This is a genomic window from Virgisporangium aurantiacum (assembly GCF_016863635.1).
GTDB classification, from domain to species: Bacteria; Actinomycetota; Actinomycetes; order Mycobacteriales; family Micromonosporaceae; genus Virgisporangium; species Virgisporangium aurantiacum.
Map to the genome: position 1 here is coordinate 44,289 of NZ_BOPG01000106.1, position 20,222 is coordinate 64,510.

Here is a 20,222-nt window from a genome sequence, read left to right on the forward strand (position 1 = left end):
CGAATAAAGCGTGGTGCCAATACCGGCCACGAGGGCTCCGCCGTGGATCACTGTGAGCAGAGCGGACATCGAGGACCCCCTGCGGTTGCCCCGGGGTCGGACTGGGCCCGGATGAAGTCGGTCTCGCTCACCAGCGGCGGATGCACGATCCAGGTGGAGATCACCCACTCGTCCTTCGGGTTCCACCGCCGGATCGCACCACGGCTGGACCGCTTGTCCCCTGGCCGGGTCTCGTTTGTGGTCGGTGCGCTGCCGATTCCGCACCTGCCGACCCGTGTATCGCGGATTCGCGAGGATTTCGGCCACCGTGTGAAGCGTCCCACGCCAGGCCGGGAACGGTGCCGGTTCCGCTCCGGATCATGACCCGACGGCGACCGCACACCACACTCGTTCAGCGCCCGCGCGGTCGCCGCCGCACTCCCGCCGGCCAATCGGCGAGCGAAGATCCACCGCACGACCGGCGCGGACACCGGATCCGGACCCAGCCGGTGCTGACGCCTCCCCCACCGCGCATGCGCCCGATTCGGATGCGGACCGCCATCGACCAGCCGGTAGCCGTACGGCGGACGACCGCCGAGATGCCGGCCTTGATCCCGAGCCTGTGCTCGCATCGCCGCCGTGCTTCGGAACCGGGCCCGCAACACCTCCCGCCGGGACTCGCAGCCCAACAGCAGCGACACAGCCTGATGGACCGGGTCCGCCTCGTCGACCACATCGCCGAACTCGGGCAGCCACAGCACGACGCCATGACGCCGAAGAACCGGAAGTAGCGCCTGCAGCTGGCCGCCCTCGAACGCACGCTCATACTCACCGACCACGACGGCATCGAACGGCCGGTCCACCTGCGCGATCTCAGCCAGCAACCGACTGGGTTCGGGTCGCAGCGACCACGGCACCTTACGAGACCAGCCAACGTCAAAGAACTCGGCGACGATCAACCCACGGTCGCCGATCAGGTCAGTCGCGTTGTCCAGCTGCCACCGCCGCGATGAGGCCTCATCCTGGTAGTCCGTCGTCGATGTCCGCCCGTAGAAGGCAACCCGAATCCTTCCCGCCCTCGCCGGTGTCGGGCGGCCACGACTCCGCACGGCGGCGTTCTGGCCGTGCAGCCACGCGGCCAGCAGATCGTCGCCGGATGAAGAGTGCAGGGATGCCATTGGTTACCTCGCCATGTTCGCCCCGCACCCCGGACGTGCCCACTCGAACCGCCCTCAGAATCGGGCACGGCTGGGGTTCACCCACATCAGCGATCGGGCTCGTAGCCTCGATCCACCGGTGATCTTGGGGTTGGTGGGGTCGTGCGGATGTGCCGATCCGGCGCGGCTCCGTTTTCGAGGCCGACCTCGTGCGCCGACGGGCCAGCTGGACGATACCGATGATGGTCACCACCAGACCGTTGGCCAGGAACGTCACGGCCATGATGGTCCCACCGACCTTGGCGTCCCCACCGATCGTCGGGTCGGCCTGCACCTTGATGATGGTGGCTGCGCCGCCGCCGGCGAACCCGACCACCCAGAGGTCCCCGCCAGCGGACCGTCGCCGACAGGATCCGGGCCGCGCTGCGCGCTACAAGATCCTTACCCGGTGATCACCACCGAACCGTTGCCCCGCAACGCGACCGGCAAGGTCAACCGGACCCAGGTCATCGTCGCGTGACCGGCCGCACCGCTCCGTGATCTGAATGTGACGCGGCATCGATACGAACTGTCACGGTAGGCGTGAAAGGCTTGGCGGGTGGATCGCCCGACAATTCCACGGTGTCCCTGCTGCGGCTACCGCACCGGCTGCGCAAACCTGCCCGGTCTGCTACTGGACGCACGACGGCGCTTCGGGGCGGCACTCCGGTGCCGCGTTCGACGGTCTCAACGGCGAACGAACCCTCGACGAGGCCCGGCTGAACTACTCCATCTACGGTGCGAGCGCCCGGCGCTACCGCGACATGGTGCGTCCTCCCCGCCCCGACGAACAGCCCTGAGACCGTCAGGGCGCGGCGCCGCCAGCCCTTGCTGTTGAGTGTTCGCTGGCGCTCATGCGGAAGGACGGTCGCGGTCTTGCACGCACGGTCTGCCTCTTGATCGTTTGACGTGGTTACGTTGGTTGACATGCCCTTCGACTGGGCCGGAGTTGTGCTGCTCAGTCAGGCCGGCGGTGACGGCGGCCAGGTCACGACGCGGGCCGGTGGCAAGAAAGTGAAAGTGCGGCAGGTCGTCCGCTTCGACCTGCTCGATCCACACGTTGATGCGGTCGCCGCGTGCTTGTTCATCAGGTCGGCGAACTCGCGCACGTGGCCGGCGGCGGCGACCATGCTCGACGCTGCCCTGGCGTGGGACGCCGACCGGGTCGCGGAGATCCTGACGGACCTCCTCCTCGACCCGGCGTGGCGCGACAGGTTGCGCCTGCTCATCAATCGGGCGCCGGCGGGTTCCTCGCCGGCCTTCTGCCGGCTCATCTGCGGCTGGCCCGCGAGAACAGCTCGTGGGGGTACAGGCGCATCCACGGCGAACTCCTCACCCTCGGGATCCGGGTGGCCGCATCGACCGTCTGGGAAATCCTCAAGGACGCCGGGACCGACCCGGCTCCAGACCGCACCGCCACGACGTGGGCGACGTTCCTGCGCGGCCAGGCCGAGGCGATCATCGCCGCCGACTTCTTCGAAACGGTCACCCTCACGGCACGCGGCTGTACGTGCTGGCCGTCATCGAACACGCCACCCGCCGGATCCGGATCCTCGGCGCGACGCCGCATCCGACCACGGCCTGGGTCACCCAGACCATCCGCAACCTGGTCACATGGACCTTGACGACGCCGGCCGCCCGATCCGTTACCTTGTCCGCGACCGGGACGGGAAGTACCCGGCCCTGATCGACACCATCCTCGCCGACGCCGGCATCGAAACCGTCCTGACCGGCGTGCAGAGTCCCGGCTAGGGCGTGCTGGTAGTGCTGGCGGGCGCGGGCCGGGTGGTTACGAGCGTGGTGGGCGTGGCCGAGGCCGGTGTGGGCGCGGGCCTGCTGGTAGCGATCGCAGATTTCACTGGCGATGGTGAGTGCGTTGGTGTGGTGGGTGAGGGCTTCAGTGGGTCGCCCGGCGGTGTGTGCGGCTTCGCCGAGGCTGTTGAGCGCCCAGACTTCACCCTCCCGGTCGCCGGTTTCCCGGTGGATGGTCAGGGCGTGCTGATGGTGCCGGGTGGCGTGGGCGGGCTGGTCGAGGTAGGTGTGCAGGGTGCCGAGGTGGCCCATTGACCAGGCTTGGCCCGGAGGCCTGGTGCGCCAGGCATCGAAGTGCACCACTTGACCTTGGCGGGGTACGGTTCGGGCAGTCACGAGCGAGGAGGAATCGGTGACGAGCGAACGGGAATGCGACGAGGCCCAGGCGCACATCACCACTTTCTGGAGCACGGTGGCGCCTGGCTACGAGGAACACGGCGGCAATGTCGCCGAGTACGGCTCCGCGGAGTACCAACGTTGGGTCGATACCCTCGCTTCCATCCTGCCCGACGGTGCGGCCGACATCCTCGACGTGGCCGCCGGAACCGGCTACCTGGCCCTGGCCGCGGCCTCCCTTGGCCACCGCGTGACGGCCGTCGACCTGGCGCCCGGCATGCTCGACGAACTCACCCGGAACGCCGCCGCGCGAGGGCTCACGGTCGATGCCCGACTCGGCGACGCGGTGGCGCCCGACTTCCCGCCGGCCAGCTTTGACGCTGTCACCAATCGGCACCTGCTCTGGACACTCCGCGAGCCGGCCACGGCGATGGCCAACTGGAAACGGCTACTGCGGCCCAACGGCCGGCTCGTGGCCGTCGACGGCTTCTGGTTCACCGCAGACGACGACGCACCGCCCCTTTTCGCCGAGCACTACACGGCCGACACCCGGCGGGCACTCCCGCTCATGCATCTCGACGGGCCGACACCGATCCGCGACATGCTCACCGCAGCCGGCTTCGTCGACGTAGTCGTCGAGTCCCGGCCCGATCTCAGCGTTGGCAACGGGACGCCGTATCTGCTCACCGCTACCCGACCTTAGCGGACGGCCAATCGACGTAGGCCCGCGGAAGTGCATGAGGGAGCGGCGCGTTGAATTCGTGCCCCGCCGAGCGCATCGACGTTCAAGCCCAACCTGGGACGCCGGGTTACCTCCCGTGACGAGCGACCGGCGGCAGATCCGGATGCCTTGATCGTCTAGTGCAGTGGGTGCGCCGGGCTCGGTCCCCACGGCGCGGGTCGCTCGGCGGGCCTCGTAGGGTCCGCATTGTGGTGACGATCGAGAGCTTGGTGCTGCGGCTGGAGCGGGTCGAGGCGCAGCTGGCGCTGCACAGGCTGGTGCACGACTACTGCATCGGTGCCGACCACCGTGACCTGCAGCGGTGGACCTCGGTATGGACGACCGACGCGGTATGGGAGACGAGCCCGGACCGCCGCTTCGTCGGCATCGAGGCCATCCGCGCTGCGGTCCAGGACCAGTGGCGGATCTTCCCGGTCATGCAGCACGCCACCGCTAACCACATCGTGGAGATCGACGCCCCCACGGCAACAGGCAGGTGCGACGTGGTGGTCCTCGTCCAGCTGCCTGACCGCCGGTGGATCGCCGGAGGCGGCAGTTACGAGGACCACTACTGCAACGTCGACGGCTCCTGGCGCATCGCCTACCGGCGGGTCGTACGGCCGTTCGATCTCGCTCCGCTTGCCCCGGCCGACGGACCCGGCGAGGTCAACGACATACCCGATTGAGCCTTGCCCCGCGTCGTGGCATCCATTCCTGGGCAGCAACCCGTGGAAGCGGAGCGCGAACAGAGCGGCAGATCCGTACGCCTGCATATGAGCGGCTGGCCCGGCGAGGGAGTCGCCGGAGAGCGGCCCGGTCGTGCGAGAGGTGTGCGGCGTCGGGGTGCGTTGGCCACCCGGCAGTCCGGCTCCATTAGCGACGGGACAACGGCGTGCGGCTATTCCAGGGCCGGTCCCGGTCGCCGGCCTTATTCGCAGCCAATGTCGTCGTTGTCGTTGTCCAGGTCGTAAATGTCCGAGCCGACTACCTTCACCGGCCCTTTGACGTAGGCAGGGCCGTTTCCGGTGCCGCCTGCGCAGTCGACGTCGCTGGCGATCGGCACGCAGGCACCTGTGTAGTTCGGATCGCACGGGGATAGGGCTTTTGTTCCGTGGGCCGTCACCTCAGTTGTCGGCGCTGTAGTGATCACCTCAGCCAACAGTTTCTTGCCCGTCTGCACGCCGTTGGTCAGTGTTATTTCGTAGGTAAGCGTTTTCACTCCGGCGACTCCTGCGGTTCGCACCTCAGTCGTACCGGCGGCGAGCGAGGGGTCGTCGACGGCCTTCGCTTCGAACGGGATGGACTCCGTCGCGGTGACGGTTCGTGTCTCCACTGTCGGTGGTTGACCGACTGCCGGTGAACGGGCCTCCGTGTTCGAGGACGGCGTTGCTGATTCAGCGGCCACCGCCGGCTGCGGCCGAATGGCTGCCGTCTCTTCGTTGGCTGGTGAAACGACAGCGACAACGGTGCTCAGGATCAGGCACAGCGCCAGGACGCTGCTCAGCGCGATGGCGACGATGGCGCCAGCTCCCAGTCGCCGCACCGGACTTCTCGAACTCGGCGCGACTGGGGCGCCATAGCGTGGCGAAGGCGACGACTGGTATCCGGCCGGCCCACTCATTGGGGGGATCGCCCCTGGCGGGACGGCAGCCGCCCAGAAGGCGGCACTCGATGGTGGCCGCGGGTTTGGTGGCGTGAACTGCTGTTGAGAGTTGGTTGGGGGCGGCCGCGGGTCATCGATTTGGTTTCGACGAAGATTGATCACGATTGCTCCTATGGTGCAGGGTAGGCGGCGACATACGGAGTCGATCACAGATGACAGCGGTTGCAGTCGACATTCCCGAGCCAAACGAATCAGTGCCACGCCCGAGTGCCTCGCAGGTTGCTTACGGCCGCCGATTAGATCTTGCGCTCGGGCGCTACATCATGTGCCGGCACCGGCCGGCTGGAATATCTGACAACGGTTACAACTCCGCGGAGAGTCGGAGGCCCCGGCGGAAATCGGCGTCGTATTGTCTGCGATATCGGGCGATGATAGGAATATGGATGGATCCAGAGTTCAATTTCTACTTGAAGTCTACGCGTACTTGCGTGTTCTGCCGCGAAAGCAGGACGTGAGAATCCAATTGCGGCCGCTGAAAGTCAAGCGAGTCATCCGCGAAAGCGCCCACGCGACGGCCTCGATATAGCCGACCGACTTCGGCGTACCGACCGACCCGTCACCACCCAGGTTGATCAACGGTCTTCGCCAAGCGGAGGCGCGCCGCGCGCCGTCCAGGGCGGCCGCGTCCGGAAACCTCGCTGATGGTCCGGCCGCCGTCCGACGTCGCCGCGGAGGTGCCGCCGGCCAGGCGCGGCACGACATCGGCTACGTGTTCGCCACCGACGACGGCGCACCGCTGCACCCGGACTGGATCCCCGCCGGTTCCGCCGTCTCGTCGAGCTGTCTGGGCTGCCGCCGGTGCGGCTGCACGACCTGCGCCACGGCGCGGGGACAATGGCCCACGCCGCCGGTGCGGATCTGAAGACCGTGCAGGAGCAGCTCGGGCACACCAGCATCGTGCCGACCGCCGGCATGTACACCAGCGTGCTGCTCGAACTGCATTTCAAGGTGACCGAGGCTACCGCCCGGCTCGTCCTCCAAGCCGCCGCCCGCAATCCGGGCCGGCGATACCGATCCAAGATCGGCCCACCGAAATCCGCAGCACCCGACCTGCCGACCGGACCGGAACCGATACGCCCCAAGCGATCCCGCAAGGGGCGCCGCTCGCGGAAGTGCCGCGCATCCATGAGACCCACGCGACACCCAAGATCAAAGCCGCATAGCCCACGGCCATACGGCCCGCTCACGACGGTGCGCCGCGGGGGCACGCAAAACATCCCACTCGTTCGGCGACGACCCAAAGCCGGTCGGTCTGACGGTTGAACAGCGGTTCGAGCTAGGGATCCCCGGGGAGGTCCTCCTCGCCGGGATCACACTGACGATGTCAGGTTGACCGAGCGAGGTCAGATCGGCGAAGGATTCGCGACCCTGCACCTACAGGGTCCGCGATCTGGTGATGGATCTCGGCAATCGGATCACCGCGTACCGGTTCGTGATCCGTGACCGCGACGCCAACTCGCCGGACTCTCCGACGCGGTGTTCGCCGCCAAGGCGGTGGTGGTCGTTCGCACGCCGCCGCGGACTCCTCAGACGAACTGCCACGCCGCGAAAGAATGTTCATGGTCCTCGCGGAGGGGGCCTCGTAGATTAAGGCGGCTTGTCAATCGCGTCGGCCCCCTTTTTCTCAGGCAGCGCCCCTGTTGCTCCATCGGCACGAATTGCGGGAGCGGACACGGCAGCGCTCTCACCGGTTGGCGGGCTGCCAGTGCCCTGTTCGTCCGGCGTTGGATGATCCGGCGCCCACGGCGGCGGCGACGGTGCGCAGCGTGTCGACGTAGCGGCCGGCCTCACCGGTCACCGCCTCGGCCACCAGCGTGGCCCCCCGCTCTAGCTGCTGCTGGGCGTTCGCACGCTGCCCCCAGCCAATGCCGCGCCGACCGTCGCCGCGACCAGCAGACTGACCACCACGACCACCACGGCCAGACCCGTCGCCGACCGAGTCCGCCGCACCCACCTCGTCAGGGTCACCACGCCTTGTGGATCGACCCGGCCCGGCTGGTGCTGAGCGCAGCCGCCCACCCGCACCCCGGCGGCGACCGTGTGCGGGGAACGATGTGCGCGAGTGGTCGGAATGCGGTGCTCAGTGGTCGCCAGACAGGCCTGACCCTGCCCTGAAGGAACCGCGCCCGCCGGTTTATCCTGTGGACGATGCGGCGAAGTGAGGCTTATCGATGGCTTGCGGTGGCCCGCCACCGGGCCGCACTGACGCAGAGACAGCTCGCCGCCCGGGCCGGAGTAGGCGTCGGCACCGTGCGCGACATCGAGCAGGGCCGCACGCTGCGCCCCGACCGCGACGTCCTGCGCCGGCTCGCCGCCGGGCTCGACGTGGATCTCGACGGCGCACCGGTCACCGCCCCGCCGCTCCCGCGGCTCGGAGTCCTCGGGCCGCTCGAACTTCGTCGCGGCGATATCCCGGTCGGCCTCGGCCCGATACGGCAACGTGTGGTGCTCGGTCTGCTCGCGGTGCGGGTCGGCGAAGCGGTCAGCCGTGCCGCTCTGGTGGACGCGATGTGGGGGGAGGCCGGCGCCGCACCGGCGTCGGCGGCCAACGCGGTACAGGTGCACGTGAGCCGGTTGCGCCGCGCCCTGTGCCGGGTGGCGGCAGACCCGCTCCTGACCGCAGTGCCCGGCGGATACCGGCTCGTGCCCGACGAGGTCGACCTCGACCTGCTCGCCTTCCGCCACGACGTACGCACCGCGACGTATGCGGCACCGACGTCGCCAGGCCGGGCCTGCGAGCTGTTCGCACGGGCTCTGGCCCGGTGGCGCGGGCCGTTGCTGGCCGACGTCGAGCCGTTGCGCGGCCACCCAGCGGTGCTCGCCGTGGAGCGGGAGCGGGCGGTGGCTGTGCTCGCCTACGCCGACGCGGCCGCCCGCAGCGACCGCAACGCCGAGGTCGTGCCGCTGCTGCGGGAACTCACCGCGGCCGACCCGCTCGACGGCGCCGCCCACGCCCGGCTGATGATCGCCCTTGCCGGCAGCGGGCGGCAGGCCGCCGCCTTCCAGATCTTCGCCGGGCTGCGCCGCCGGCTGGCCGACGAACTCGGCGTCGACCCGGACCACGAGGTCATCGCCGCCCACCGGCGCATCCTGCGGCAGGGCGACCCCGGCGACCTGCCGATCCCTCGGCAGCTTCCGGCCCCGATCGCGCACTTCGCCGGTCGCGCCGCGGAGTTCGCGACGCTCGACGGCCTGCTGACCGACGGCGACCGCCCGCGGGTCGCGTTTCTGTCCGGCTCGGGTGGCGTCGGCAAGACCACCCTCGCGGTGCGCTGGGCACATCACGTCGCGGACCGCTTCCCCGACGGCTGCCTCTACATCAACCTGCGCGGTTTCGACCCGCGTGGCTCCGCCGTCGACCCCCGGGAGGCGTTGCGGGACTTCCTGTGCTCGCTCGGTGTGCCGCCGCAACGGGTACCCTCCGGCCTCGACGCGTTGGCGGCGGCCTTCCGGTCCCGGTTGGCCGGTCGGCGGCTGCTGGTGATTCTGGACAACGCGCGCTCCGCCCACCAGGTGCGGCCTTTGCTGGCCGGCACCCCCGGCTGCCTGACCGTCGTCACCAGCCGCGACCAGATGGCCGGCCTGGTCGCGGCCGAAGGCGCCCTGCCGGTGACGCTCGGTCTCCTCGGTCCCGGCGAGTCCCGCGACCTGCTCGTCGCCCGGCTCGGGGCACGGCGCGTCAACGCGGAGCCGGAGGCGGCGGACGCGATCGTCGGGCAGTGCGCCGGTCTGCCGCTGGCCCTCTCGGTGGTGGCCACGCGCGCCGCGCTGCATCCGCAGTTCACCCTCGGCGCGGTTGCCGGGCGCCTCGGTGACGCGTCACGCCGCCTGGACGGCCTCGCCGGCGACGATCCGACCACCGACCCGCGGACGGTGTTCTCCTGGTCGTACCAGTCGCTGAGCCCGCGCGCGGCGCGGCTGTTCCGGCACCTCGGCGTGGCCACCGGCCCGGACATCTCCAGCGCCGCCGCGGCCGCCCTCGTCGGCCTGCCCCCGCCCGACGTGGAACCGCTGCTCGCCGAACTGGCCCGTGCCCACCTCGTCACCGAGGCGGTTCCGGGCCGGTTCACGCTGCACGACCTGCTGCGGGCGTACGCGGCCGAACTGGCCCAGGCCGCCGGCCGGACCGCGGCGCTGCACCGGCTCCTTGACCACTACCTGCACACCGCACACCGCGCCGCCATCAGGCTCTACCCGCATCGCCGGCCGGTCCTGCTCGACGAACCCGTGCCGGGCGCCGGCGCGGAGGAGATCGGCGATCACGACCGTGCCATGGCGTGGTTCACCGCCGAGGCCGGCCCCCTGCTCGCCGCGGTGGGTCAGGCTCACGACGAGGGGTTCGACACCCACTGTCGGCTGCTGGCCGGTGCCCTCGTCGAGGTTCTCGACCGCCAGGGCCGCTGGCACGACCTCGCTACGAGCCAGCGCACCGCGCTCGCCGCCGCGACCCGCACGGGTGACCTGGCCGGCCAGGCGCAGGCCCGGTACGACCTTGGCTTCGCGTGCACCCGCCTGGCTGAGTACGACGAGGCCATCGTCCACCTCCGGCATGCCCTCGACCTCTGCGGCGCCCTGGACGACCCGGCCGGGCAGGGTCGTGCCCATCTCGAACTCGCCCGCACGCTCGCCCGGCAGGACCGCCATCGCGCGGCGCTGGGCCACGCCGAGGAGGCGCTGGTGCTGTTTCTCGGCGCCGGCGACGATGCCGGGAAGGCCCGAGCGCTCAACGCGGTCGGCTGGTATCACACGCTCTCCGGTGACCACGAGCGTGCGCTGGGCTTTTGCCGCGAGGCGATCGCCATGCACCGCGTCCTGGGCAACCCGCGTGGCGAGGCCGGCACCTGGGCCAGCCTGGGATACGCGTACCGGCACCTGGGCCGGCACGCCGAGGCGGTGGACTGCTACCTCCGTTCGGTGGAGCTGTGCCGCACGCTGGGCGACCGCTACAACGAGGGCGAAACGCTGCTGTACCTGGGCGACGCGCAGCGGACCTCCGGCGACGCCCGCGCGGCGCGCGAGAGCTGGCAGCAGGCCCTGCTCATCCTCACCGACCTCAAACACCCGGACGCGGCCGAGGCCCGCTCCCGGCTCACCGCCGACGGCGTCACCGGCGAGCCGTGATCGGAGGTCGGGTCACCGGCCGTTCCAGGTCGCCAGGACGCGGACCTGGTGCCAGGGAATGGTGGCCAGGGACTGGTAGCCGCTCGTGGTGTCACGCATGCCGGCGTTCCAGAACGTCGATCCGGTGAAGACGGGGTTGCCGGGCACGGGCGTGGTGGTGGAGAAGTACGGCAGGCCGGTCCGGGGGCCGGCGGGGTCCTGCCCCTCCGCGATGACGGACACGCGGGCTCCGCCGTTGTCGATGACGTACGCCCCGTACGTCTTCAGGGCCTGGGCGATCATCCGTTGGTAACCGGTGAGCCGGGAGATGTCGGCGGCCGGGTCGAGCTGGATGCGGGCGGCTTCCGGTATCGGCGTGGCCACACCAGCGTTGTTCCAGCCGTCGGTCTTCGTGGCGGGGTACCGGACGGTGGTCGGTGCGGCGATGTCGGTGGCGAACACCAGTGCGTGGTTGATGACGCCGGCCTGGATATCCGCCCGCGTCACCAGGCCGGCGACCCGGGACACGCCCGCGCCGACGCCGCCGTGCTGGCCGGTCTCCTGGCCGCCGGTGTTCCGGTTCCCGCGGCCACCCAGGTACAGCACCCCTCCCCAGCCCGCGACCCAGGTGCCGGCCGCGTCGCGGCGGGCCTCCCAGAACTCGAACGTCAGGTTACGGACGGGGTCGACGATGGTCATGGCGGCGTCGGACTGCGGGGACGGTGCGGCGTCGTCCGGGATCCAGACGGGGTTGTAGGCCGCGAAGGGGTTGCCGCCCCACTCCGTGTGCGTCACGGTGATGTTCTGCCATCGTCCCGGTCGCCGGTTGCCGGCCGCGTCGTGCGTGTAGTAGGACGGCGCGCCGTAGTCGTAGGTGTTCAGGACCTTCGCCCCACCAGCGAGGTACGACGCCCACGTCGCACTGTGGGGATCCAGCCGCGGATTGGCCGGTACCGGACTCCACAGCCACTCGGCGGCACTGAACGGCGCCGGTTGCGCGCCGGTGTGAACGGCGGCCCGGCCGGTGCCGTGCGGCAGCATCCCGCCCGCCGCAGCCAGGACTGCAACGATCACGTCGCCGGCGATCCTCTGAGTGCACGTTCGTCGGTACAACGTTCCTCCTATAGGTCAGATTCGATGGGACCGCGGTACGGGACGAGTACGGGATTTCGCCTTCCACCGCAGATGAGACCGATTAAGCGAATCGACCGTCGTCGGTGTCCATACTGATGCGCACGGAAAAGGCGCGGTGCGGGGTGAGGTGGCGATGGAATTCGGTGTCCTGGGCCCGCTCGCGGTGTGGAGGACGTCGCCGGCCGGCCCTCTGACCGCACCGAAACTGCGCGCGCTGCTGCTGCTGTTGCTCATCGAGGGCGAGCCCGTCCCGCCGGGACAGTTGCTGGACATCTTCAGCCGCGGCCGGGCCAGCAGCGCGCCGCCCACGATCCACGTCTCGGTGCACAGACTGCGCCGGTGGCTGCGTCAGCACGGCGGGCACCGGCTCGACCTGACCCCGCACGGCTACGCCCTCGACGTCGACCCGCTGCTCGTCGACGCCGGGCAGTTCCGCCGCCGGCTGGCGGCCGCGAACGCCGCCGTCGACCCGAGCGCGCGCATCGACCTGCTGTCCTCGGCGCTGTCGCTCTGGCGGGGCCGGATCGGCTACGACGCACCGGCGGCGTTGCAGCAGCGAGCGGCGGTACGCCGGTTGGAGGCGCTGCGGGAGGAGGCCGCCGTCCGGCTGGCCGAGACGTCGCTGGAAGCCGGTGAACCGGAGTCGGCCCTGCCGTTCCTCGATGACGTCGCCCGCGCGGTGCCGTTCGACGAGCGGGTGCAGGCGCAGTTGGCGCTGGTGCTGGCGGCGTCCGGCCGGCAGGCGGACGCGCTGGCGGTCGTCACCTCCACCCGCCGGCTGCTCGCCGACGAACTGGGCCTCGAACCGGGTCCGCAACTGCGCGAGGCGCACCTGCGGATCCTGCGCCAGCACGTCCTGCCCGCTCATCGAATCGGTTAGGACCAGTTGCCGGCGACGGCGAGGTCGCCGGGCTCGCCCCACTCGGTGACCTTCGGCCGGGTGCGGAAGTACCACTCCTTGGTTCCGGGGCGCCGGACACCGGGCTCGTCGACGCCGTCGCCGTCCCAGTCACCGGCCACCGGCTGGTCGTCGGCCAGCCCCCAGTTGGCGACGCCGCCGCGGCCGCGGAGATGCCAGGACAGCGTGCCCGGCCGGAAGACACCGGGCTCGTCGACGCCGTCGCCGTCCCAGTCACCGGCGACCGGCCGGTCACCCGGCTCACCCCAGCCGTCGACGGTTCCGGCGCCACGCAGGTACCAGCGCCGCTCGGACGGCCGGAACACGCCCGGCTCGTCGATCCCGTCGCCGTTCCAGTCGCCGGCGACGGGGAGGTCGCCGGGCTCACCCCAGCCGTCGACCGTCCCGTTGCCGTGCAGGTACCAGCGCCGCTCGGACGGCCGGAACACGCCCGGCTCGTCGATCCCGTCACGGTCCCAGTCACCGGCGACCGGCAGGTCGCCCGGCTGACCCCAGTCGGCCATGGTGCCCGAACCACGGAAGAACCAGTCGTTCGGACCCGGCCGGAACACGCCCGGGTGGTCCGGCTGGCGGGCCGTCCACCACGTGGTCTGGCGACGGGCACCGGCCCAGCTCATCTCGAAGTGCACGTGGTTGGTGTGACAGGAACTGGCCGATCCGTTGCAGGAGTACGGCTCCCAGGTCTTGGCGCCGCCCGGCGTCAGGAAGATGATCCGCCGGTTCCAGATGATGAAGTTGATCCCGAGGCGGCGGGCCATCGCGTGCCGGTTGCCGTAGACGTCGGTGTCCAGCAGCCAGCCCAGCACGGTGTCCACCTTGTCGACGTCGGCCGGGTCACCGACGTCGTTGCCCCAGTCCCAGGCGCGGCCCTGGTCGTGGCCGCCGGGCCCGCTCAGGTCGCAGCCCACGACGAAGTCGATGGTGTTGCCCAGCCCGTACCGGTTCTTGATGAACGACCGGAAGTCCTGCAGGCCGGGTTTGATCCCGGCGTCGCAGCTCGTCACCGGGTCGTTGGCGGCGTATCCGTCGATCGCCCGGTTGAACGGCGGGGTCGCCGGCGGCGTGGCGGCGTGCGCGGTCACCGGCATGAGCACCACCGCGGCGGCGGTGACGACAGCGGCGAACGCCGCACCGAGAGTTCGTCCCATAGCCTTCCTCACCACTCGAAGAACCAGTCCCGGATGTCACCGATGACCCAGGTGCTGCTACCACTTCTGCCGGCAGACGGATAAGCGGGTGGGCTGAAAGGCGCGCTGTAGCCGCCGCTGATCCCGCCCTGCACGGTCCACGCCCCGCCGGGTCCGTCGCTCTTGGACACACCGACGTTGCCGCCGACTTTCCGGTACTCCCCGGCGAACTCGCCGTACGTGTTCTTGCCGGCCGCGTCCTCGACATACCCGGTCGACACCCCGACACTCGGGCCCGCGCTGATCCCGACCGGCACGTAAGCCGCCTTGTAGCCGACGCTGACCGCGACCTTTCCATGGCCGTCGAGGATGATGCAGCCCTCGCCGCCCAGGCCGGGGCCGCCGCCGCCCATGATGCCGATGCAGAGCTGTACCGAGCGGAACTGCGTGTACGGCATGTACGGCATGAACGGGTTCGGGACGTAGTCGAAGATGCCCGTGTCGCGGCCGGGTCGCGGCTCGTCCTTGTCCTTCCGGCAGATCGTGCCGCCGAGGCACCGCACGGCCCGGCTCACCTTCCACAGGAAGTCGGCGTGGCAGGTGTTCGTCGAGTGGAACCCCTCGCCGTCGCAGGCGCCCGTCGCGCCCCCACCGCCGCTGCTCCAGCCGAACCCGAACGCGCTCCCACGGCCACCGGCCCAGTGGATCCGGTTGCCGTTGCCGCCACTGCTCCGCCAGCTCTTGGCGCGTCCGCCGCCGCTCGGCCTGACCTTCCGGGTCGCCTTGCCGCGGGCGCCGCCGACGCTGACCTTCCCCACACGCTTGTAGCGGCGTACCTTGCCGCCCGCACCGCCACCGCCCGCCTTCCCGCGGGCGCCGCCCTCGGTCCCGCCCGCCTTGGGCCGGCCGCGCGCGATGCCGCCGGCACCGCCGCCGCCGAGGGCGAGCAGGCCGCTCGCGTCGTCGTAGGTGACCGGGCTGTTCAGCGCGTAGCCGTACGGGTCGAGGGTGCGCGGGTCGTCGAACACCACGAGCGGGTCGGGTGAGACGAACCGACCGATGGCCGCGTCGTACTGGCGGGCGCCGAGCTGTACCAGGCCGGTGCTGCGGTCGTCCGTCCCGTTGACGAAGCCGCGCTCGGACGGCCATGCGACGGCGGTGCCGCGTTCGGCGCCGAACGGGGTGTACCGGCGTCGGGTGACGGTGAGGGCGTCGGCCGTCAGCGCGAGTTGCCCGGTTCCCTGGTGGTCGGTGACGAGCCAGCTCAGCCCGCCCGAGGTGCGGACCGCGACGGTGGCGTCGCCGTGCCGGTAGTAGCGGGTGGCGAGGAGCTGCCCGCCGGTGGTGGCGGTCAGTTCCTGGCCGTCCAGGTAGAGCGTGCTGCCGGTGGGTGCCTGGCGCATAAGCCGCACCCCGTCGGCGTCGTAGACGAAGGAGGTGCGCCCGGCGGGGTCGTTGACCGCGGCCGTGCGGCCCTCGTGGTCCCACTCCAGCACCTGGGAGCCGCGGGTGACCATGTTCCCGGCCGGGTCCCACCACCAGCCCTCGGTGCGGCTGCCGCCAGGACCGTCGGTGGTGACCGAGGTCAGGGCGTGCGGCTGGGCGGCACCGGCGGCGGGATAGGTGTACCGGCGGACGGTGTCGCCCGCGAGAGCGTGGCTGGTTTCCCGGGCGCGGTTGCCGGCGGGGTCGTAGGCGTAGGACAGCCAGTAGGGTGCCGGGCCGGTCAGCGCGCCAGCGGCCCGCGGCGCGGCGCAGTCGGTGGCGGGGGTCCAGGCCTCGGTGAGTCGCTGGAGATGGTCGTAGGTGAAGCACTGGACGTCGCTGGCGCCGCCGGTCGGGGTGTCGGCGATCCGGGTGATGTTCCCGGCCGGGTCGTAGCCGTAGGCGGTGTCGCCGACGCGGGCGCCGGCGCTGGTTTCCCGGTCGGTGACGGCGCGGGCCAGACGGCGGGTGCCCTCCTCGTAGTGGAGCGTGCGCCAGACCCGTTTGCCGGTCGCGCCGGAGGCGACCCGGGAGACCTGGCCGAGCGGGGTGTAGAGCGTCTCGGAGACGTAGGGCGCTGCGCCGGTGACCGTCGTCGGGTTGCTCAACGCGTCGTAGGACATCGTGACGGTCTCGGCGGGCAGGTCGCCGACGGCCGGGTAGGTGCGGGTGGCCGGCAGCCCGGTGACGCCGTAAGTGACGCTGCTGGTGTAGGTGCCGGCCAGGCGTCCGGCGCCGACGGGCACGGTGGTCGAGGAGCCGGTGGGTCGGCCGGCGTTGTCGTATCCGGTGACCGCGGTGACGAACGCACCGGCCGGGGTGTACCGCGTCGACGACGTCGGTGCGCCGGCGCGCAGGGTGTCGTAGGTCCACGAGGCCAACTGGGTCGAGCCGGCGGTGCGGGTGGTGGGTCGGCCGATGGCGTCGTAGCTGGTGGCGACCGTGACGCCGCGGGCGTCCATGGTGGCGGTGAGCCGGTCGGCGTCGTCGTACTCGCTGGCGCTGGTGCCGGTGTCGGGTTCGGTGGCGGTGACGCGGCGGCCGCGCAGGTCGTAGGTGTAGCGCCAGACGTTGCCGGCGGGGTCGGTGACGGTGGCGAGCTGGTCGGCGCCGGTCCAGGTGTACCGGGTGACGTCGTAGGCGCCGGACGGCGTGCCGTCGGTGTACCGGCGCAGTTCGGTCGTGCGTCCCCGGGCGTCTTCGACGATCGTGGTGGCGGTGCCGCCGTCGGGTGGGTCCACCGAGGTGCGGTCGCCGTCGTAGGTCGTCGTGGTGCGCCACAGTTCACCGGCGTACCGCCGCAGCGCGGAGACGGTCGGCCGGTCGGCGCCGTCGTAGGTGGTCACGGTCTGTTCGGGGACGGCGTTGTCGGCGACGGCGACCAGGTCGGTGCCGGGTGCGCCGGCGTTGTGGTAGCCGTCGTTCGTCTTCACCGCCAGGCCGCGGGAGTCGTAGACGACGTCGGTGAGGATGCGGCCGCCACCGGGCGCCGGTGCCTGGGTCTGGCGGGCCCGGCCCTGCCCGTCGACGAGCTGGTGCGAGGTCTGGTAGCCGCCGTCCGCCTGCAACGTGGTCGTGCTGACCGCCGACGGTCCGGTGGCCCGGTCGAGGTAGGTGTACTCGATGCCGGCCCGGGCACCGGCGACCCTGGACCGGCCGGGTGGCCAGACCGCGGCGGGTCGGCCGAGCGGGTCGTAGGCGACGTCGGTACGTGCCCCGCCGGCGTCCACAGTGGACACCGGTGCGCCGCGGAGCGGGTCGAGGTCGGTCGTGGTGGTGTGGCCGAGGGGGTTGGTCGACGTGGTGCGGGTGACCGGTCCACCGGTGGCCGGGGTGTAGGCGGTGGTGGTGCGCCGGCCCAGGGCGTCGAAGGACTCGGTGACGCGGCCGTAGTCGTCCACTGTGGACCGACCCGCGACGCTGTAGACGGGGGTGGTGCCGGTGTAGGCGGCCAGCCGCTCGACCCCGGTGACGTTGCCCCGGGTCGGGGTCGCACCGAACGTGGTGGAGCCGTCGTGGAAGTAGCGCAGGTCGCTGATCGCGTCGGCCGGCAGCGACGGGGTGGCGGCGCAGGTCCGGGCGACGGTCTGGGTGCGGCTGACCGGGTCGAGCAGCCACGGGCCGCCGGTGTTGCGGGCGTACCAGGTGCGGGTGCACCGGTCGTCGGCGGCGGTGGCGGTGTCGCCGAGGTCGTCGACGGCGGTCGGCATGCCGTAGCCGTCGAAGGTGGTGCGGGTCTCGGTGACCCGCCACCCGCCGGGCACCGCGGTGCGGGTCTGCGTGCGGGCGATTCCGGTGCGGTAGGCCCGCACGTTGGCCCACGGCCGGTTGCGGATCGACACCGGTGCCGAGATCCACGGGTCGCTGATCGTCGTCTCGACCACCGGCCCGCCGACGCCGTTGTTCACGGTCTCCTCGCGGACGGCGCCGGCGAACGCCTCGTGGTCGGCGACCGTCTCCCCGGTCGACGCGGCCACGGCGACGCTGCGGACTCCCCCGGCGGCGGTGCGGTCGCCGTCCAGGCCCCGGAAGTAGCGGAGCTCGCTACGCGACTGGGTGCCGCCGGCCGCACCGGTGGTGACCTGGACCCGGCCGTAGCCGCGCCACTGGTTCCAGGTCTTGTACTTCTCCGGCACCAGCCCGTCGTCGTCGGCGAACCGCCACCCGGCACCGTCGAGGTAGCTGTACACGGTGACCACGGTCGGGTTGCCACCGACCCGGTCGGTGGCCGTCATCTGCGTCACCACGTACTTGTGGAACCAGTCCAGCGACGGGTTCTCCGCCCCCTCCGGCGTCCAGTACGCCGGATAGCACCGCTTCGTGTTCGACTCGTTCGCCGCCGGCAGTCCGCCGGAACGGCGGCACTCCACCGGGGAGTACAGCACACCGAGGTCGCCGCCGGTCTCGTTGTGGATCACCGAGATCCGCCACCGTTTCATCGCCGGAATGCCTTCCAGCGCATCGACCCGGTTGTCCAACTGGACCCCGTCGAAGTTCACCTCCGGCACGGTGGTCGAGCCGCCGGCGAGGCCGGTGTGGCGGATCGACTCCAGCCACAGCGTCGGCTTCGTGCCGTCACCCGGGTCGGGGTAGGTGTGGGTGAACGTCCACCGGTCGACGTCCTTCCACCCGCCGGCGTTGACCTGCGTGGTGACCGTCGCCAGCCGCTTGCGGCTCCAGAACGTCGGCGCGAAGGTCGCACACGAGGCGCCCGCGGCGCAGTTCAGGTCGAACGGCACGTCGGGCCACTGCTTCGCCGTTGCCGCCGTGAGTTGGGCCGGGTCGCAGGTGACCGCACCGGACGGCACGCACCGCTCGGCCACCCCGAACACCACGCGCGCCGTCGGCGCACCGGTGCCGCGGTTGCCGTACTCGATCCGGTCGAGCCATCCGCCGCGTACGTACTCGGTGCCGGCGCTGGCCGTCAGCGCACGCCCGTACCGGTTCAGCTCCCGCTGGTAGACCATCGTGGTCGTGTTGCCGTCGGCGTCGACGACCCGGTCGAGATTCCACCGGTACGCCTGCTGGCACCACGAGCCGGCGAACGTCGACCCGTGGCACGGCTCCCCGTTGTGGTTGCCGAACACCGGAACCGTCCACGTCGACGCCGCACCGGACCCGAAGTAGTACCGGGTACCGTCGGCCGACGTCAGCACCCACGACTCACCGTCGTTGTCGCCGTTGCCGGATCCGGTGACCCGCTCCACGCGTTCGGCGTCGTTGTCCCGCGGATGCCATGCACCGGTGCCGTCGTCGCGGACCAGTTCGCTGGCCTTGCCGGCCAGCACCACCACGGCGTTGTCGGTGCCCCAGCACAGGTCACCGGTGCGCGTCGCGTTGTTCCCACCGGCCGCCCGGTCGTCGGCGCAGGCCTTGTACCCCCGCTCGATGAACCCGGCGTTGAGATCCCACCCGTCACCGACCCACGACGACTGGTTGTTCGTTCCCGCGGTTCGCCCGTCCACCGACGCCGCCGAGTAACCCAGGCTGAGGTCCGGCGCTCCACCCGCGACCCCCGGCGGCATGTCCAGCGGGTACGACCACGTGAAGTCCCCCGACGCGCCACCCGCCGACCAGCTACCCGCCGGCTCCACGGTGGACGCCGCGAAGTCACCGGCGGTGCCGCCCGGCGCCGCCTGCACGGCCACCACCGCCCCGTCGGGCACCTCACCGGAGACGCGGCCGTCACGCTGACGCGACGGCACCACGGCCGGGGCACGGCACTCGTCCCGGGCCGGCTCGGTGAGCACACACGACGGATACACGGCCAGGCCCAGCCGCGTCCCCCAGTCACCGCCGTAGGCGTCCCGGAACCCGCGCGTGTCCACCTCGACGCCGAGTGGGCCGCCGGCACCGCGCAGCCGCATCAGCAACCCGGTCACCCCGGCCCGTGCGGTATCGGCCCGGCCCAGCACGTCCACCGTCACCGGTGCACCGTCCTTCGTGGACAGTCGCCGCACCACCACCGGCAGGCCGCCGGCCCGCGCCCCGTCCGCGGTGGGAATCACCGACGCCGACCCGGCCGGCCACCGCGCCGCCGACACCTCACCGACCAACCGCCCGGTCGTGGCGTCCTTACCCGGCGGCAGCACCGGAACCCGCACGCCGGCGACCGACCGCTCGCCGGCCGGGAGGTCCGGTGCGAACAGCCCGACGCCGGCCACCCGCAGCGCGGTCACCACGCCACTGCTCACCACGAGGATCAGCACGGCCGCCAGGAGAACGTGGCGTCTCATCATTCCTCCATGCG

General features: G+C 71.3%; 14 protein-coding genes. 6 read left to right on the forward strand and 8 right to left on the reverse strand.

Annotation, left to right across the window (positions count from 1 at the left end; translation table 11 throughout):
• Window positions 1–47 precede the first annotated feature (47 nt).
• Entirely contained in the window at window positions 48–1,157 is a 1,110-nt protein-coding gene (locus Vau01_RS57670) for a recombinase family protein (protein WP_204011853.1), read from the reverse strand.
• Between the two features lie 581 nt (window positions 1,158–1,738).
• Between Vau01_RS57670 and Vau01_RS57675 the strand changes: the two genes are divergently transcribed.
• A complete protein-coding gene (locus Vau01_RS57675) occupies window positions 1,739–1,975 on the forward strand; it encodes a CPCC family cysteine-rich protein (protein WP_239152932.1) in 237 nt (78 codons plus the stop codon).
• A gap of 691 nt (window positions 1,976–2,666) precedes the next feature.
• On the opposite strand, the gene Vau01_RS64265 is transcribed toward Vau01_RS57675, so the two are convergent.
• The gene (locus tag Vau01_RS64265) at window positions 2,667–3,287 is read right to left on the reverse strand and encodes a tetratricopeptide repeat protein (protein WP_239152921.1); all 621 of its coding nucleotides are present in this window, start codon (window positions 3,285–3,287) and stop codon (window positions 2,667–2,669) included.
• 52 nt (window positions 3,288–3,339) lie between these two features.
• Between Vau01_RS64265 and Vau01_RS57685 the strand changes: the two genes are divergently transcribed.
• Both Vau01_RS57685 and Vau01_RS57690 read left to right on the forward strand, forming a co-directional pair.
• On the forward strand, window positions 3,340–4,026 hold the full coding sequence (locus Vau01_RS57685) for a class I SAM-dependent methyltransferase (RefSeq protein ID WP_239152923.1): 687 nt from the start codon (window positions 3,340–3,342) through the stop codon (window positions 4,024–4,026).
• A gap of 230 nt (window positions 4,027–4,256) precedes the next feature.
• Entirely contained in the window at window positions 4,257–4,730 is a 474-nt protein-coding gene (locus Vau01_RS57690) for a nuclear transport factor 2 family protein (RefSeq protein WP_204011857.1), read from the forward strand.
• A gap of 242 nt (window positions 4,731–4,972) precedes the next feature.
• Here the strand turns inward: Vau01_RS57690 and Vau01_RS57695 are convergent, their stop codons facing one another.
• Together Vau01_RS57695 and Vau01_RS64905 are read right to left on the reverse strand one after the other, a co-directional pair.
• The gene (locus tag Vau01_RS57695) at window positions 4,973–5,587 is read right to left on the reverse strand and encodes a G5 domain-containing protein (protein ID WP_204011865.1); all 615 of its coding nucleotides are present in this window, start codon (window positions 5,585–5,587) and stop codon (window positions 4,973–4,975) included.
• 825 nt (window positions 5,588–6,412) lie between these two features.
• Window positions 6,413–6,595, reverse strand: coding sequence for a hypothetical protein (locus tag Vau01_RS64905; protein WP_275424057.1), 183 nt, complete (start codon window positions 6,593–6,595; stop codon window positions 6,413–6,415).
• Here Vau01_RS64905 and Vau01_RS64910 point away from each other — a divergent pair.
• The gene (locus Vau01_RS64910; RefSeq protein WP_275424056.1) at window positions 6,521–6,970 is read left to right on the forward strand and encodes a site-specific integrase; all 450 of its coding nucleotides are present in this window, start codon (window positions 6,521–6,523) and stop codon (window positions 6,968–6,970) included. The genes Vau01_RS64905 and Vau01_RS64910 overlap by 75 nt on opposite strands.
• A gap of 421 nt (window positions 6,971–7,391) precedes the next feature.
• On the opposite strand, the gene Vau01_RS64915 is transcribed toward Vau01_RS64910, so the two are convergent.
• Window positions 7,392–7,517 (reverse strand): hypothetical protein, encoded by a 126-nt coding sequence (locus Vau01_RS64915; protein WP_275424055.1) that lies wholly within the window; start codon window positions 7,515–7,517, stop codon window positions 7,392–7,394.
• Window positions 7,518–7,855: 338 nt separating this feature from the next.
• Here Vau01_RS64915 and Vau01_RS57705 point away from each other — a divergent pair, with 338 nt between their 5' ends.
• Window positions 7,856–10,828, forward strand: a complete 2,973-nt coding sequence (locus tag Vau01_RS57705) for a BTAD domain-containing putative transcriptional regulator (RefSeq protein WP_204011868.1) — start codon at window positions 7,856–7,858, stop codon at window positions 10,826–10,828.
• A gap of 12 nt (window positions 10,829–10,840) precedes the next feature.
• On the opposite strand, the gene Vau01_RS57710 is transcribed toward Vau01_RS57705, so the two are convergent.
• A complete protein-coding gene (locus Vau01_RS57710; protein WP_204011871.1) occupies window positions 10,841–11,881 on the reverse strand; it encodes a hypothetical protein in 1,041 nt (346 codons plus the stop codon).
• 193 nt (window positions 11,882–12,074) lie between these two features.
• On the opposite strand from Vau01_RS57710, the gene Vau01_RS57715 reads away from it, so the two are divergent.
• On the forward strand, window positions 12,075–12,821 hold the full coding sequence (locus Vau01_RS57715; RefSeq protein ID WP_204011874.1) for an AfsR/SARP family transcriptional regulator: 747 nt from the start codon (window positions 12,075–12,077) through the stop codon (window positions 12,819–12,821).
• Here Vau01_RS57715 and Vau01_RS57720 read toward each other — a convergent pair.
• A complete protein-coding gene (locus Vau01_RS57720) occupies window positions 12,818–14,008 on the reverse strand; it encodes a VldE C-terminal domain-containing protein (RefSeq protein ID WP_204011877.1) in 1,191 nt (396 codons plus the stop codon). The genes Vau01_RS57715 and Vau01_RS57720 overlap by 4 nt on opposite strands.
• Before the next feature lie 8 nt (window positions 14,009–14,016).
• Entirely contained in the window at window positions 14,017–20,208 is a 6,192-nt protein-coding gene (locus Vau01_RS64920) for an RHS repeat domain-containing protein (RefSeq protein WP_204011879.1), read from the reverse strand.
• Window positions 20,209–20,222: the final 14 nt, after the last annotated feature.